Origin of the sequence: Stenotrophomonas sp., assembly GCF_032099025.1 — a bacterium.
Classification (GTDB): domain Bacteria; phylum Pseudomonadota; class Gammaproteobacteria; order Xanthomonadales; family Xanthomonadaceae; genus Stenotrophomonas.
Genome location: NZ_DAMCID010000013.1, coordinates 1 through 15,356, shown reverse-complemented (window position 1 = coordinate 15,356; position 15,356 = coordinate 1). Strand labels below are relative to the sequence as shown.

The following is a 15,356-nucleotide window of genomic DNA, read 5'->3' as shown; positions in this document are numbered from 1 at the left end:
ACGGCGCGGGGCGGACGTGGTTGGGCAATCACAAAGATTAAGCGAGAATCGGCTATTCCATCGCAACGGCCAAGCCAGATGCCCAAGAAGATCCAAGCCCGCAAGTCCTCCATCCACGGCAATGGCGTGTTCGCGCTGGCGCCGCTCAAGAAGGGCGAGCGGGTCATCCAGTACAAGGGGCTGCTGCGCAGCCACGCTGATGTGGATGCCGATGATACCGGGGATGTGGAGAGCGGTCACACCTTCCTCTTTACCCTGAACGATGATTACGTCATCGATGCCAACTACAAGGGCAACGATGCGCGCTGGTTGAACCACAGCTGCGACCCAAACTGCGAGGCGGTGATCGAGGAAGCCGAGGGCGACAACCGCCGCGAGGACAAGGTGTTCATCGAGGCCATCAAGGACATCAAGCCGGGCGATGAGCTGACCTACAACTACGGCATCACCCTGGCCGAGCGCCATACCGCGCGCCTGAAAAAGATCTGGGAATGCCGCTGCGGCTCGAAGAAGTGCACGGGCACGATGTTGCAACCCAAGCGGTAAGCGCCCGCGGGCGCTTAGCGCGGTCGGTACCTACCGGCCACGCGACGTCCACATGCCAGTCACTCTCTGCCAATGCGTGGATCTGCATGGTGAAGGCTCCCTTTTGCAGGAGCCTTCCCATGGCACACGATCTCAACGGCAAGCATGTGGCCATCCTCGCCACCGATGGTTTTGAACAGTCCGAACTGCAGGAGCCCAAGCGCCTGCTCGAATCCTGGGGCGCGAAGGTCACCGTGGTGTCGCCCGGCGATGCCCGGGAGATCCGCGGCTGGAAGGGCAAGGACTGGGGCGAGAGCGTGCCGGTGGATCAGCCGCTGCAGGGCGCCAGCGCGGACAGCTACGACGCGCTGGTGCTGCCGGGTGGGGTGATCAACCCCGACCAGTTGCGCACCCAGGCGCCGGCGGTGGACTTCATCAAGGCCTTCGCTTCGGCCGGCAAACCGGTCGCGGCGATCTGCCACGGGCCGTGGCTGCTGGTGGAGTCGGGCCTGGCCAAGGGGCGCAAGCTGACTTCCTGGCCGTCGTTGAAGACCGATCTGGGCAATGCCGGCGCGGAGTGGACCGACGCCGAGGTGGTGGTGGACAACGGCGTGATCACCAGCCGCAAGCCGGATGACATTCCGGCGTTCTCTGATGCGGTGGCGAAGGCGCTGGTGGCATAGACCGCCAGCGCCGCGGTAGTGCCGGCCGCTGGCCGGCGCCTCGTTGCGGTGGGTGTTTCTTGGAGCCGGCCAGCGGCCGGCACTACGGTTGCCTTGGAGCCGGCCATCGGCCGGCACTACGCGGGGCTTCGTCAGTTGCCCAGCACGCCGGCCGGGACGAGGCTGCCCAGGTCCTGGTTGAAGGTGACCACCAGCTTGCCGTTCTCGACCTGCGCCGACTGCACCTGCAGGGCGCCGAGGACGGCGGCCACGGTAGGGTCGATCTTGTAGATCGGCTCGCGGCGCGCGTAATCGGTCAGGAAGGCGTTGAGCAGGCCGCGGGTGCGCGAGTCCAGCTTGCCGCCGTTGTTGACCGGCGTGAAGTCGTCCACGGTGGGCTGGTCCAGATGGAAGCCCTGGGTCTGTGCGTCGTAGCGCAGGCCGCTGCTCAGCTTCACCTTGCCCAGCGGTGCCGGCGTGCTGCCGGCGGTGGCCAGGGCGACATCGAAACCGAGATCGAGGCGGTTGCCCTGCGGCAGGGTCAGCTTCGGGTGGCTCATGGTCATGGCGATCAGGCCGCCGAGGGCGTCCTGCGTGCGCGGGAAGCTGCCATCCAGATACTGCTGGACGTCGCCGGCGCCCACCGAGAGCTTCTTGCCGGAAATGCTGGGCGCGGCTTGCGCGCCGACCGCAGCGGCGATCAGGACGGTGCAGGCGGCGATGCGGGTCAGGAGCGGACGTAGCTTCATGGGAGGCGGGCGCGGAAGGGGGACAGCGACACGATAGCGCTTTCGGCTGAATCGGTACCGACCGATGGTGTGGGTGGGTGCAGTGCGGTGCGGTGCGGTGCACTGCCGATGCCGATGCCGATGCCGCCGCACCCGCCGTAGAGCCACCCCATGGGTGGCGGTCCGATATCGCTGGCTGCGCGATGCAGGCGCAACGTGCAGCCACCCATGGGGTGGCTCTACCGGAGGGTAGGCTGCAAGGATGCGCTGTGGATCTCCCAGCCGCTGCCATCCGCGCGCGGCTGCAGGCGATACCAGCCGTGGTAGTTGAAGGTGCCGTCGGCGCTGGTCGCGCGGATGCGCACCGGGACTTCGCGCAGGCGCGAGGGTTGCGCGGTGTCGCGGGCAATCGGGCTGTCGGTGTCCACGCGCAGGTTGCGCAGCTGCGGGATCGAACGCAGCACGGCGTCGTCGGGGCGCGTGCCGGTGCGGCCGCCGCTCCAGTACGCATCGGACGAGGCGCGGTCGCTGCCGAGCAGGGCGATGACGTAGTTGCGCACCGTGGTGGTTTCGCTCACCGCGTCCGGTGCTACCGCGCTCAATGCCGGCGGGGGCGCGGCGGCCAGCCCATCACCTGTCGGCGTCGTGGGGTCAGCCGAGCCCGCCGAGACATCGGTGGGCGCCGGTCGGGGTACGGCGGCGTCCCGGTCCGGGTCCGGCTGGCAGGAACACCCGGCAAACAGCAGCGGCAGCAGGAACACGACTCGACGCATGGCGCACTCTCCCCGGAGAAGGGCAGAGTGTAACCATCGTTCAGGGTGCGCGCTGGATGGCGTCCAGCGCGTTGAGCACCTCATCCAGCTGCGGCTGCAGCGCGGTCAGTGGATGCGTGGGCTCCTCCGCGTAGCGCCGCGCCAGGTCATGCAGCAGCTGGGTGGCCACGATGGCGGCGGCGCGCTCGTCGCCACTCAGGCCGGTCTGGCGGCGGGCCACTTCCAGCAACCGCATCCAGTCCTGCTGGGCGCGATGCTCCAGTTCGATCGTGCAGCGTCCGCTGCACTGCAACCCGTCCTTTTCGATCGGGGTAACGGTAATGCGGTAGCGTTGCGAAGGGCTGGCCATGGCTGCGTGCACTGAGGGGGGAAAGCCCACCTTAGGCGCGGGTGCGGGGCGGAGCGACGGGTGCGGTCGCACGCAGTGTTCCACCTTGTGCGTTCCGGCCATGCCGGTACCCGGCTTGAGTGCCGTGGCGACAGGGTTTGCGCGTGCCGTCCTGGCGCAGGGGCGGTTTGGCAACGCTGTGTTTCGCTGCGGGGCAACGTGGAAAAAAGAACGGGACGGCCAAGGCCGTCCCGTCCGGGTGCTGCAGGAAGCGCGCAGATTACAGCGCGGCGTCCTTGAGCTTCTTGAGCGGACGCACCTTCAGCTTGGTGGTGGCCGGCTTGGCGGCGAACCACTGCTCTTCCTTGGTGAACGGGTTGATGCCCTTGCGCTTCGGCTTGGCCGCAACGCTGACGGTGGTGATCTTCAGCAGGCCCGGCAGGGTGAAGCTGCCCGCGCCCTTCTTGTGCACCGAGGAAGCAACGGCGGTTTCCAGCGAGGCCAGCACAGCGCGGACGTCCTTGGCGACAACGCCAGAGGCTTCGACGATGTGTGCAACCAGGCCGGACTTGGTCAGCACTTCCTTGATCGGCTTCGGAGCGGCCGGCTTTGCGGCTGCCTTCGTAGCGACTTTCTTCACTGCCTTCTTCGGGGCAGCCTTCTTAGCGGTCTTTGCCATGGTTTCCTGTTCCGTGATCGGTTGGTTGTGTGGTCGCGCCGAACCCATCGGCAAGCGAAATGTAGGGCAACTATGCACTGCCGCCAATAGGCAAACGCATAAATATTCGGGTTTTTTGCGTTTCCGGTTACTGCAGTGCATCAGTTCATGCCCGGGAAGCAGGGCCAAGAGCACGCTCCCGGCGTGGCCGCGCGCGCCCGCCGCGCCGGCTGGTCTGCCGGAAAACCTCTTGAAAACAGCGGTTTCCGCGCTGGGCGCGGCTACGCAGACGCGCAGCGCGGCGGCCGTCCTGCCGCGGGCGGCCGTGGCCAGACACGGTGCTAACGCCCGGCCGTCTAGTCTGGTGCTGCCATTCACGCAAAGAGGACGAACCGATGGGCATTTCGCGTCACGCCACCGCGCACTGGGAAGGTGACCTCAAGACAGGCAAGGGACAATTGAGCACGCCGCAGAGTGGCTTGCTGGACAAGACCCGCTATGCCTTCAGCAGCCGCTTCGGCGACGAAAAGGGGACCAACCCGGAAGAGCTGATCGCTGCCGCGCACGCAGGCTGCTTCACCATGGCGCTGTCGGCCAAGCTGACCGAGGCCGGGTTCGTGCCGACCTCGCTGGACACCGAAGCCCAGGTGGACCTGTCGATGGAAGGCGGCCCGCAGTTGTCCCAGATCACGCTGAAGGTCAAAGCGGTGGTGCCCAAGATCGACGCCACGCAGTTCCGCGCGATCGCCGATGACGCCAAGCAGAACTGCCCGGTATCCAAGGCATTGAGCGCGGTGCCGATCAACTTGGAGGCTGAGCTGGCTGGCTGAAAGGCAGCCACGCAGGGCGTGGCTCTACCTCGGTAGAGCCACGCCCGTCGGGGGCTTTTTGGTACCGGATCGGAGCGCAGCCACGCCATGGGTGGCTTTGTGGTGCCGGGTCGGAGCGCAGCCACGCAGGGCGTGGCTCTACGGGGGGCGGGGCGCCGGGTGATTCATTGGCGCAGCCTGCGGCCGGATATCACCAGGCAATCGTTCCTGCGATCACCGTCTGCACCTGGCCGCCCGACCAGACTTCGCCCTCCGCGTCCACATGCAGGGTCAGGCGGGCGTCGTGGCCCACCTCGCGCCCCTGGCTGACCACATAGCGGCCGTTGCGGCCGGGCAACGCGCCTTGGCTGTCCAGCCACGCCGCCAGCACCGCATTGGCGGCACCCGAAGCCGCGTCCTCGAACCGGCGGCCGTTGCCGACGAACGCGCGCACCGCCAGGTCGTATTCCTGGCCGGCACTACGCGCATAGGCGAACACCCCCATGCTGTCGGTGCTTTCGGCAAGTTGCGCCACCGCGTCCCAGTCGGGTTGCAGCGCCCGCAGGCTGGCCTCGTCAGACAGCTCCACCACCCACCAGCTGCGGCCGCCGGACATGCGCGCGGGCGGCAGCGTTCCCAGCGGCCAGTGGGCCAGCACGGCCTGCAGGCGCGGGTCGCGGCTGTCGGTCACCTCCGCCACCGCCGCGCGCGGCGTGCGGATGGCGATGCTGCGCGTGCTGCCTTCACCGTCCACCCGCAACGGCAGACTCCCGGCAATGCCGTCCTGGACGAGTCGTCCGTCCACCGGCGCGGCCAGGCCGACGTCCAGCACGGCATGCGCGGTGCCGACGCTGGGGTGGCCGGCGAACGGCACCTCTTTCTGCGGGCTGAACATGCGCAGCCGGTAGCTGGTGCCAGGCGCCTGCGGGGCGAACACGAAGGTCGTTTCCGGCAGCCGGGTCCAGCGGGCGATCGCCTGCATGTGCGCGTCGTCCAGGCCCTCGGCGTCGAGTACCACGGCCAGCGGGTTGCCGGCGCCGGGGTAGGGGGAAAACACATCCAACTGCAGGAATCGGCGGGTACGCATGGCAGGTCGATCAGGCGGAACGGTCGGGCAGCTTAGCAATCCGTCGCACTGCCTGCTGCGGCGGACGGCCACCCCCGCACCCCTGCGCGGCCCTGCCCGGGCCGGGTTGGCATAGAATCGGAGGTTCGGCCCGGCCTACCGGGCGATCTCCCCCCACTACCTACCTTTTCCTACCTCCATGTCAGCTTCCCCCCTTGTCGATCGTTGGATCGTACTGAAGTTCGGCGGCACCTCCGTGTCGCGTCGTCACCGCTGGGACACGATCGGGAAGCTGGCGAAAAAACGTGCGGAAGAAACCGGTGCGCGCGTGCTGGTGGTGGTGTCGGCCCTGTCCGGGGTGACCAACGAGCTGACCGCCATCGCCGATGGCGCCGCCGACAGCCGCGCCCGTGTGGACGCGCTGGTGGCACGTCACCGCGAATTCCTGGTGGAGCTCGACCTGGACGCCACCGCGCTCGACGTGCGCCTGGCTGCCCTGCAGGGCCTGCTGGACGACCCGCGTGCCGCCGCCCGTCCGCTGGAATGGCAGGCCGACGTGCTGGGCCAGGGGGAGCTGCTGTCCTCCACCGTCGGTGCGGCGTACCTGCGCGCGAGTGGCCTGGATTTCGGCTGGATGGACGCACGCGAGTGGCTGGAGGCATTGCCGCCGCAGCCCAACCAGAGCGACTGGTCGCAGCGCCTGTCGGTGAACTGCCAGTGGCGCTCGGACGCCGACTGGGCGGCGCGTTTCCGCGCCCAGCCCACTCGCATGCTGATCACCCAGGGCTTCATCTCGCGCCACGCCGACGGCGGCACCGCCATCCTGGGTCGCGGCGGTTCGGACACCTCGGCCGCCTATTTCGGCGCGCTGCTCGGTGCCAGCCGGGTGGAAATCTGGACGGACGTGCCGGGCATGTTCAGCGCCAATCCCAGGGACGTGCCGGACGCGCGCCTGCTGACCCGGTTGGACTATTACGAAGCACAGGAAATCGCCACCACCGGCGCCAAGGTGCTGCACCCGCGCTCGATCAAGCCGTGCCGCGACGCCGGCGTGCCGATGGCGATCCTGGACACCGAGCGCCCGGAACTGCCGGGCACCAGCATCGACGGCAACGCCGCATTGGTGCCGGGGGTGAAGGCAATCAGCCGCCGCAACGGCATCGTGCTGGTGTCGATGGAAGGCATCGGCATGTGGCAGCAGGTCGGCTTCCTGGCCGACGTGTTCGGGCTGTTCAAGAAGCATGGGCTGTCGGTGGACCTGATCGGTTCGGCCGAAACCAACGTGACCGTGTCGCTGGACCCGTCCGAGAACCTGGTCAACACCGATGTGCTGGCCGCGCTGTCGGCCGACCTGTCGCAGATCTGCAAGGTCAAGATCATCGTGCCGTGCGCGGCGATCACCCTGGTCGGGCGCGGCATGCGCTCGCTGCTGCACAAGCTTTCGGACGTGTGGGCGACCTTCGGGCGCGAGCGCGTGCACATGATTTCGCAGTCCTCCAACGACCTCAACCTGACCTTCGTGATCGACGAGGCCGACGCTGATGGCCTGCTGCCGATCCTGCACGCCGAGCTGATCGACAGTGGCGCGATGCCGGTGGAAGAGGGCGAGGTGTTCGGGCCGCGCTGGCGCGAGATCGCCGGCACCATCCGCCCGCGCGAAACCGCCTGGTGGCGGGGGCATCGCGAGCACCTGCTGCACCTGGCCCAGTCCGGCACCCCGCGCTACGTGTACAACCTGGCCACGGTGCGCGCCCGCGCCCGTGCGCTGGCCGCGATCAAGCCGATCGACCAGCGCTACTACGCGATCAAGGCCAACGGACATCCGGCCATTCTGGAAGTGCTGGAGCAGGAAGGCTTCGGCCTCGAATGCGTCTCGCACGGTGAGCTCAAGCACGTGTTCAACGTGCTGCCCACGCTGTCGCCGCGCCGCGTGCTGTTCACCCCGAGCTTCGCGCCGCGGACCGAGTACGAGGCGGCGTTCGCGCTGGGCGTGACCGTCACCGTGGACAACGTGGAGGCATTGCAGCGCTGGCCCGAGCTGTTCCGCAACCGCGAGCTGTGGCTGCGTGTGGACCTGGGCCGTGGCGAAGGCCACCACGCCAAGGTGCGCACCGGCGGCAAGGACTCCAAGTTCGGCCTGCCGATCGCGCGCGTGGACGAATTCGTGCGCCTGGCCAACGAGCTGGGTACCCGCGTGGTGGGCCTGCATGCGCACCTGGGCAGCGGCGTGGAAACCGCGCAGCACTGGCGCCTGATGTGCGATGAACTGGCCGGGTTCGCGCGCCGCATCGGCAGCGTGGAGACCATCGATATCGGCGGTGGCCTGCCCATTCCGTACAGCGCCGACGACGAGCCGTTCGACCTGGACGCCTGGGCCGTGGGCCTGGCCGAGGTCAAGGCGGTGCACCCGGCGTTCCGCCTCGCCATTGAACCGGGCCGCTATCTGGTGGCCGAATCGGGCGTGCTGCTGACCACCGCCACCCAGGTGGTGGAAAAGGACGGCGTGCGCCGCGTGGGCCTGGATGCCGGCATGAACACGCTGATGCGCCCGGCCCTGTACGACGCCTGGCACGACATCGAGAACCTGAGCCGGCTGGGCGGTTACGCCGAGGCGATGTTCGACGTGGTCGGTCCGATCTGCGAATCCAGCGACGTGTTCGGCAAGCGCCGCCGCCTGCCGGTCTCGACCGCGCCGGACGATGTGATGCTGGTGGCCGATGCTGGCGCCTACGGCTACGTCATGGCCAATACCTACAACCAGCGCGAGCTGCCGCGCGAGGACATCATCGACGATGTGCCTTGAGCGCCACCCGGGTTTTCCCCTTGAACGCCTTCGCGCCCCGGCGCGAAAACGCCATGCCTCACCGGATACGCCATGACTGCTTTCGATAAACACCAGGTTGCCTGCTTCCGCTTCGTCCGCTGCGATCTCGCCGCGGATACCGGCGTGGCGCAGCTGGTCTACGCCTTCGACGACGGCCCCGAGCTGACCGAGACGGTGACCATTCCCGGCGCGCCGTTCGTGCTGGAGGGTGCCCGTGCCGAGGCCGTGCAGCGTGCGCTGCGCCTGCTGCACCTGTTTGCCGGCGTCAGCTACTACAAGGCCGGCGTGCCCGCGCAGGTACGGATCGACAGCTACACCATCGATGCCGACACCGCCGCGCTGGTGGAGATGGTCTACCTCAACGGCCTGGGCGAGTTCGCCTACCGCAACGACCTGAACCTGCGCGGGCGCTTCCGCCTGCCGGTGGACGGTGAGGTCTTCCATGCGCCGGCCGTGGGCCTGCGCGAGCATGCGCTGGTGGCCATCGGCGGCGGCAAGGATTCCCTGGTCAGCATCGAGGCGCTGCGTGCGCTGGGCATTGACGAGACCGTCACCTGGATCGGTGCCTCGCAGCTGATCCGCGCCTGTGCCGAGCGCACTGGCCTGCCCACGCTGAACATCGGGCGGGCGCTGGCGCCGGAACTGTTCGAACTCAACCGGCAGGGCGCGTGGAACGGGCACATCCCGGTGACCGCGGTGAACTCGGCGATCATGGTGCTGGCCGCGCTGCTGCAGGGCGTGGACCAGGTGGTGTTCTCCAACGAGCGCTCGGCCAGCTATGGCAGCCAGATTCCGGGCACGGGCGAGGTGAACCACCAGTGGTCCAAGGGCTGGGCCTTCGAGCAGGCGTTTGGCGAGCACCTGGAAAAGCATGTGGCCGCCGACCTGCATTACTACTCGCTGCTGCGCCCGCTGTCGGAGCTGGCGGTGGCGCGGCAGTTCGCCAGGACCGATTTCTACGACGCGCACTTCTCCAGCTGCAACCGCAACTTCCACATCCTCGGCGAGCGGCCGGTGAACCGTTGGTGCGGGGTCTGCCCGAAGTGCCACTTCGTGTTCCTGGCGCTGGCGCCGTTCATGCCCAAGACGCGGCTGGTGGGCATCTTCGGCCGCAACCTGCTGGACGATCCGGAGCAGGCCGGCGGCTTCGATGCGCTGCTGGAGTTCCAGGACCACAAGCCGTTCGAATGCGTGGGCGAAGGCCGCGAATCGCGTGCGGCAATGGCCACCCTGGCCGCGCGCGCGGAGTGGAACGAAGACGCGTTGGTGAAGCGTTTCCAGCAGGAGATCCAGCCGCAGCTGGATGCCACCGCGCTGCAGATCGAGCCGCTGCTGGTGCTGGAAGGCGAGCACCGCATTCCGGCGGCGATCTGGGAGCGCCTGCGTGCGAATTTCGCAGCTTGAGGGAAAGCGCGTTGCGCTGTGGGGATGGGGACGTGAGGGGCGCGCGGCGTTCCGCGTCCTGCGCGACCGCCTGCCTGCGCTGGGTCTGACCCTGTTCTGTCCCGAGGCCGAGGCCGCCACCGCGCGCGCCGAGGCCGGGACGGCGCTGCAGGTGTGCTCGGAGTTGACCGGCGATGCGCTGGCCGCGTTCGACGTGGTGATCAAGTCGCCGGGCATCAGTCCCTATGGCGAGGCCGCCGTGCAGGCGGCCGCGCGCGGTACGCAGTTCATCGGCGGTACCTCGCTGTGGTTCGCCGAGCATGCCGGCGCCGACGGCGTGGTGCGCGACACGGTGTGCGTGACCGGCACCAAGGGCAAGAGCACCACCACCTCGCTGCTGGCCCACCTGCTGCGCGCCTCGGGCGCACGCACGGGGCTGGTCGGCAACATCGGCCTGCCGCTGCTGGAAGTGCTGGATCCGACGCCGGCGCCGGCGTACTGGGCGGTGGAGCTGTCCAGCTACCAGACCGGCGAAGTGGCACGCAGTGGCGCGCACCCGCAGGTGGCGGTGGTGCTGAACCTGTTTCCGGAGCATCTGGACTGGCACGGCAGCGAGGCGCGCTACATCGCCGACAAGCTGGCGCTGGTGACCGAGGCCGCGCCGCGCATCGCGGTACTCAATGCGGCCGACCCGCACCTGGCCGCGCTGTCGTTGCCGCACAGCGAAGTGGTGTGGTTCAACCAGCCGCGCGGCTGGCACATGCGGGGTGAGGTGGTGTATCGCGGCGAACAGGCGGTGTTCGACACTGCGCATACGCCGCTGCCGGGCCGGCACAATCGCGGCAATCTGTGTGCGGTACTGGCGGCGGTAGAAGCACTGGGCCTGGATGCGGTGGCCTTGGCCCCGTCGGTGCAGGATTTCCGCCCGCTGCCCAATCGGCTGCAGACCCTGGGCAGCCGCGATGGGGTGCGCTTCGTCAACGATTCGATCAGCACCACCCCGCACGCGAGCCTGGCGGCGTTGGAATGCTTCGGTGGGCAGCGCATCGCGCTGCTGGTCGGCGGCCATGATCGCGGCCTGGACTGGCACGACTTCGTCGCCCACATGGCGCACGACATGCCGCCGGTGGAGATCATCACGATGGGCGCCAATGGGCCGCGCATCCACGCACTGCTGCAGCCGCTGGCCGACGCGGGCCGCTTCGGCCTGCACGCCGCGGCCAACCTGGACGAGGCGGTGCGGTTGGCCCGCACGGCACTGGGCGAGAAGGGCGGGGTGGTGTTGCTTTCGCCGGGCGCCCCGAGTTACGGGGTCTACCGGGATTACGTCGCCCGCGGCCGACATTTCGCCGAGCTGGGCGGCTTTGATCCGGAGCAGATCACGGCGATCCCGGGGATCGGGATCGGGTAGAGCGGACTGTTGGTCCGCTGCCGTTCGCGACGGCAGGCACCGCGCCAACGGCGTAGCGGACTAACAGTCCGCTCTACCCAGTCGGCTCAATCCCGTCGGTCGTACAGTCGGTCGTACCCCGTCGGTCTACCCCGTCCGCAATACCCGTCGGCGCAATCCCACCGCCAGTCCGTCACGCCTGCCGTCATACACTCCGGATTCCATCTGGAGGAGCAGACGCATGAGCAGGCAATGGCAGTGGGGTGCGGCGGTGTTGTTGGGCATGACGGCACTGCCGGCGGTGGCCGCGATGCAGGCCAAGCCGGTGGAGTGGAAGCACGAGGGGACCACCTTCAGCGGCGTGCTGGTCTATGACGACGAAGACAACGACACGCGCCCCGGCCTGGTGATGGTGCCGAACTGGAAGGGCGTCAATGCGTCGGCGATCGCCAAGGCCAAGCAGCTGGCCGGCGACGACTACGTGGTGCTGGTCGCCGATGTGTACGGCAAGGGCGTGCGCCCGAAGACCGATGCCGAGGCCGGCCCGGTGGCGACCAAGCTGCGCAATGACCGGCCCGTGCTGCGCGCGCGTGCGCTGAAGGCGCTGGAGGTGCTGAAAGCCCAGGCGGGCAGCGCGCCGCTGGATGTGTCGAAGATCGGCGCGGTTGGCTTCTGCTTCGGTGGCACCACGGTGCTGGAACTGGCCCGTGCCGGCGCACCGTTGGCGGGCGTGGTGAGCCTGCATGGTGGCCTGGGCTCGCCGCTGCCGGCCAAGGCGGGGGATACGCATCCGTCGGTGCTGGTGCTCAATGGCGCCGACGACAAGAGCGTGAGCAAGGACGACATCGCCGGCTTCGAGCAGGAGATGAACGCGGCCAAGGTCGATTGGGAATTCACCAACTACAGCGGGGCGGTGCACTGCTTCGCCGAGGCCGATGCCAACAGCCCGCCGGGATGCGCGTACAACGAGCGCGCGGCGAAGCGGGCGTGGAAGTCGCTGGACGCGTTCTTTGAGGGGCTGTTCGACCGGCGGTAAGGGGTCGACCCGTTCGGTTGGTATTGCGTGGAGCCGGCCATCGGCCGGCACTACCGCTTTCGGTTGGTATTGGCTGGAGCCGGCCAGCGGCCGGCACTACCCGTTCGCATTGATGCGAACGACCGCGTTCGCATCAATGCGAACGCTGTACCGCGTAGCGGGCCAGGCCGCGCAGTGCGGCCACGGCATCGTTGTCGGCCAGGCCGTCGAGCGCGCGCTCGGCGGCATCGGCATATTCCTCGGCACGACGCCGGCTGTACTCCAGCCCGCCGGTGGCGTGGATGGCGGCCAGCACCTCCGGCATCGCATCGGCGTCGCCGTTCTGCACGATCTCGCGCAGGCGCTCACGGGTGGCGGCATCGGAGTGCGCCATCGCGTGGATCAGCGGCAGGGTGGCCTTGCCTTCGGCCAGGTCGTCGCCCAGGTTCTTGCCCAGTTCGTCGGCATTGGCCGAATAATCCAGCACATCGTCGGCGATCTGGAACGCATAGCCCAGGTGCATGCCGTAGTCGAACAGCGCCTGCTGGGTGGCGTCATCCACACCGCTGGCCAGTGCGCCGAGGCGGGTGCCGGCGGCGAACAGCACGGCGGTCTTGCGCTCGATCACGCGCAGGTAGGCGGCTTCGTCGGTGTCCGGGTTGTGCACGTGCAGCAGCTGCAGCACCTCGCCTTCGGCGATGCGGTTGGTGGTGTCGGCCAGAATCTGCATGACCGGCATGCGGTCCAGCTCCACCATCAGCTGGAAGCTGCGCGAATACAGGAAATCGCCGACCAGCACGCTGGGCGCATTGCCCCATAGCGCGTTGGCCGTGCTGCGGCCGCGGCGCAGGCTGGACTCGTCCACCACGTCGTCGTGCAGCAGGGTCGAGGTGTGGATGAACTCGATGATCGCCGCCAACTGGTGGTGTTCCGGGCCGGCCTGGCCGACCGCGTGGCCGGCCAGCATCACCAGCATGGGGCGGAGCCGCTTGCCGCCGGCGGAGATGATGTGGTCGGCGATCTGGTTGATCAGCACGACATCCGAGGACAGTCGGCGGCGAATCAGTGCATCGACGGCGGCCATGTCGGGCGCGGCGAGCGACTGGATCTGGGGCAGGCCCAGCGCGGGGCGGGTGTCTTCGGTGATGGTCATGCGGTCTGACTTTCAGGCGTGGGCGGAATTATAGGCGGTACGGCCGTCTTCCGCCCGCGAAGGTCGCGCCGGCCGGCCGCGCGGCCCGCGTCCGCCCCGGGCGGCGCGGCGACGGCAGCACGCAGGGCGTGAATACGTATGCATGCAGCGCCACCGCCAAGGGTGCGCCGCTAAGCTTGTCGGGTATGTTCTGGCGCCCCTTGGCGGGTGCCCTGGAAGCCCGGAGGGGGGCCCTCGATGACGCAGACTCCATGGTGGCGCGGTGCCGTCATCTATCAGATTTACCCGCGCAGTTTCCTGGATGCCAACGGTGATGGGGTGGGCGACCTGCCCGGCATCATCGAGCGCCTGGACTACGTGGCCTCGCTGGGCGTGGACGCGATCTGGATTTCGCCGTTCTTCACTTCGCCGATGGCCGACTTCGGCTACGACATCGCCGACCACCGCGATGTGGACCCGTTGTTCGGCACCCTGGCCGACTTCGATCGGCTGCTGGCCAAGGCGCATGCGCTGGGCCTGAAGGTGATGATCGACCAGGTGTTCAGCCATACCTCGATCGAGCACGCCTGGTTCCGCGAGAGCCGCCAGGACCGCACCAATCCCAAAGCGGACTGGTACGTGTGGGCCGACCCGCGCGAAGACGGCACCCCGCCCAACAACTGGATGTCCATCTTCGGGGGCGTGGCCTGGCAGTGGGAGCCGCGCCGCGAGCAGTACTTCCTGCACAACTTCCTGGCCGACCAGCCGGACCTGGATTTCCACAACCCGACCGTGCAGCAGGCCACGCTGGATTACGTGCGCTTCTGGCTGGACCGCGGCGTGGATGGCTTCCGCCTGGATTCCATCAACTTCTGCTTCCACGACAAGCAGCTGCGCGACAACCCGGCCAAGCCGCTGGAAAAGCGCCTGGGCCGCGGCTTCAGCACCGACAACCCGTACGCGTACCAGTACCACTATTACAACAACACCCAGCCGGAGAACCTGCCGTTCATCGAGCGCCTGCGCGCGCTGCTGGACGAGTACCCGGGCGCGGTCAGCCTGGGCGAGATCTCCGCCGAGGATTCGCTGGCGACCACGGCCGAGTACACCGCGCCGGGCCGGCTGCACATGGGCTACAGCTTCGAGCTGCTGGTGAAGGACTACAGCGCCGCCTACATCCGCGACACCGTGTCGCGGCTGGAAGCGACCATGACCGAAGGCTGGCCGTGCTGGGCGATCTCCAACCATGACGTGGAGCGCGCGGTGACCCGCTGGGGCGGGCATCCGGCGCAGCCGCGGCTGGCGCGCCTGCTGGTGGCGGTGCTGTGTTCGCTGCGCGGTTCGATCTGCCTGTACCAGGGCGAAGAGCTGGGCCTGGGCGAGGCGGACGTGCCGTTCGAGGCGCTGCAGGACCCCTACGGCATCACCTTCTGGCCGAACTTCAAGGGCCGCGACGGCTGCCGCACGCCGATGCCGTGGCTGGACGCGCCGCTGGCCGGGTTCACCACGGGGGAGCCGTGGCTGCCGATTCCGGCCGATCACCGCGCCCGCTCGGTAGCCCTGCAGGAGCACGACCCGCACTCGGTGCTGAGCGCGTTCCGCCAGTTCCTGGCGTGGCGCCGCACGATGCCGACGCTGCTGCTGGGCGACATCCGCTTCCTGGAGACCGTCGAGCCGGTGCTGATGTTCGAGCGTTCGCACGCAGGTGAAACGCTGCTGCTGGCGTTCAACCTGTCGGCGGAGGAGACCCAGGTGGCGTTGCCCGAAGGCGAGTGGCACGCGCTGCAGGTGCCGGGCCCGGATGCGGGGCAGGCCCAAGCGGCGCAGCTGCACCTCCCGGCGCAGGCGATGTACTGCGCGCGCCGCGCCTGATTCACGATTTCCGGTGGTATTGAAGGGCGGAACCGAGAGGTTCCGCCCTTTTTTTGTTCTTCGCTCAATTCCCAGGTCAGTAGAAGCGTGGTGCACGGTCTTCGATCAGGTTCATCGCGAGCGTTGAGGGCCCCGCCGCGGCCGGCAGGCCCCTATGCAAATGTCCCCCGGCGTCGGCCTGCGCCGCCGCC

At 68.3% G+C, this 15,356-nt stretch carries 14 protein-coding genes; 8 read left to right on the top strand and 6 right to left on the bottom strand.

What is annotated here, in order from left to right:
• The first annotated feature begins 78 nt into the window (after positions 1 to 78).
• Positions 79 to 546: an SET domain-containing protein-lysine N-methyltransferase gene (locus tag RT456_RS10840; RefSeq protein ID WP_313346307.1), complete on the top strand. Its 468-nt coding sequence runs from the start codon at positions 79 to 81 to the stop codon at positions 544 to 546.
• Between the two features lie 119 nt (positions 547 to 665).
• Positions 666 to 1,208, top strand: a complete 543-nt coding sequence (locus RT456_RS10835; protein WP_313346306.1) for a type 1 glutamine amidotransferase domain-containing protein — start codon at positions 666 to 668, stop codon at positions 1,206 to 1,208.
• Between the two features lie 131 nt (positions 1,209 to 1,339).
• Here the strand turns inward: RT456_RS10835 and RT456_RS10830 are convergent, their stop codons facing one another.
• The 4 genes from RT456_RS10830 to RT456_RS10815 all read right to left on the bottom strand — a co-directional run bounded on the left by RT456_RS10830 (position 1,340) and on the right by RT456_RS10815 (position 3,695).
• Positions 1,340 to 1,936, bottom strand: a complete 597-nt coding sequence (locus RT456_RS10830; RefSeq protein WP_313346304.1) for a DUF1439 domain-containing protein — start codon at positions 1,934 to 1,936, stop codon at positions 1,340 to 1,342.
• A 218-nt stretch (positions 1,937 to 2,154) separates the two neighbouring features.
• Positions 2,155 to 2,688 (bottom strand): hypothetical protein, encoded by a 534-nt coding sequence (locus RT456_RS10825; protein ID WP_313346302.1) that lies wholly within the window; start codon positions 2,686 to 2,688, stop codon positions 2,155 to 2,157.
• Between the two features lie 40 nt (positions 2,689 to 2,728).
• Complete coding sequence (locus tag RT456_RS10820; RefSeq protein WP_313346300.1) at positions 2,729 to 3,037, bottom strand: DUF3861 family protein; 309 nt, start codon at positions 3,035 to 3,037, stop codon at positions 2,729 to 2,731.
• A 259-nt stretch (positions 3,038 to 3,296) separates the two neighbouring features.
• Positions 3,297 to 3,695: an HU family DNA-binding protein gene (locus tag RT456_RS10815; protein WP_068854576.1), complete on the bottom strand. Its 399-nt coding sequence runs from the start codon at positions 3,693 to 3,695 to the stop codon at positions 3,297 to 3,299.
• Between the two features lie 374 nt (positions 3,696 to 4,069).
• Between RT456_RS10815 and RT456_RS10810 the strand changes: the two genes are divergently transcribed.
• Positions 4,070 to 4,504 (top strand): OsmC family protein, encoded by a 435-nt coding sequence (locus tag RT456_RS10810; RefSeq protein WP_313346297.1) that lies wholly within the window; start codon positions 4,070 to 4,072, stop codon positions 4,502 to 4,504.
• Between the two features lie 190 nt (positions 4,505 to 4,694).
• Here the strand turns inward: RT456_RS10810 and RT456_RS10805 are convergent, their stop codons facing one another.
• Positions 4,695 to 5,570: a PhzF family phenazine biosynthesis protein gene (locus RT456_RS10805; RefSeq protein ID WP_313346295.1), complete on the bottom strand. Its 876-nt coding sequence runs from the start codon at positions 5,568 to 5,570 to the stop codon at positions 4,695 to 4,697.
• Between the two features lie 178 nt (positions 5,571 to 5,748).
• Here RT456_RS10805 and RT456_RS10800 point away from each other — a divergent pair, with 178 nt between their 5' ends.
• The 4 genes from RT456_RS10800 to RT456_RS10785 all read left to right on the top strand — a co-directional run bounded on the left by RT456_RS10800 (position 5,749) and on the right by RT456_RS10785 (position 12,182).
• Positions 5,749 to 8,352 carry a bifunctional aspartate kinase/diaminopimelate decarboxylase gene (locus tag RT456_RS10800; RefSeq protein ID WP_313346293.1) on the top strand — a complete coding sequence of 868 codons (2,604 nt, stop codon included), beginning with the start codon at positions 5,749 to 5,751 and terminating at the stop codon, positions 8,350 to 8,352.
• 72 nt (positions 8,353 to 8,424) lie between these two features.
• Positions 8,425 to 9,777 carry a UDP-N-acetyl-alpha-D-muramoyl-L-alanyl-L-glutamate epimerase gene (murL, locus tag RT456_RS10795; protein ID WP_313346291.1) on the top strand — a complete coding sequence of 451 codons (1,353 nt, stop codon included), beginning with the start codon at positions 8,425 to 8,427 and terminating at the stop codon, positions 9,775 to 9,777.
• Entirely contained in the window at positions 9,758 to 11,167 is a 1,410-nt protein-coding gene (murD, locus tag RT456_RS10790; RefSeq protein WP_313346288.1) for a UDP-N-acetylmuramoyl-L-alanine--D-glutamate ligase, read from the top strand. Before murL ends, murD begins: the two co-directional genes overlap by 20 nt.
• A gap of 220 nt (positions 11,168 to 11,387) precedes the next feature.
• The gene (locus RT456_RS10785) at positions 11,388 to 12,182 is read left to right on the top strand and encodes a dienelactone hydrolase family protein (protein ID WP_313346285.1); all 795 of its coding nucleotides are present in this window, start codon (positions 11,388 to 11,390) and stop codon (positions 12,180 to 12,182) included.
• Positions 12,183 to 12,315: 133 nt separating this feature from the next.
• On the opposite strand, the gene RT456_RS10780 is transcribed toward RT456_RS10785, so the two are convergent.
• Positions 12,316 to 13,314 carry a polyprenyl synthetase family protein gene (locus tag RT456_RS10780; protein ID WP_313346282.1) on the bottom strand — a complete coding sequence of 333 codons (999 nt, stop codon included), beginning with the start codon at positions 13,312 to 13,314 and terminating at the stop codon, positions 12,316 to 12,318.
• A 237-nt stretch (positions 13,315 to 13,551) separates the two neighbouring features.
• Here RT456_RS10780 and RT456_RS10775 point away from each other — a divergent pair, with 237 nt between their 5' ends.
• A complete protein-coding gene (locus tag RT456_RS10775; RefSeq protein WP_313346279.1) occupies positions 13,552 to 15,165 on the top strand; it encodes an alpha-glucosidase family protein in 1,614 nt (537 codons plus the stop codon).
• Positions 15,166 to 15,356: the final 191 nt, after the last annotated feature.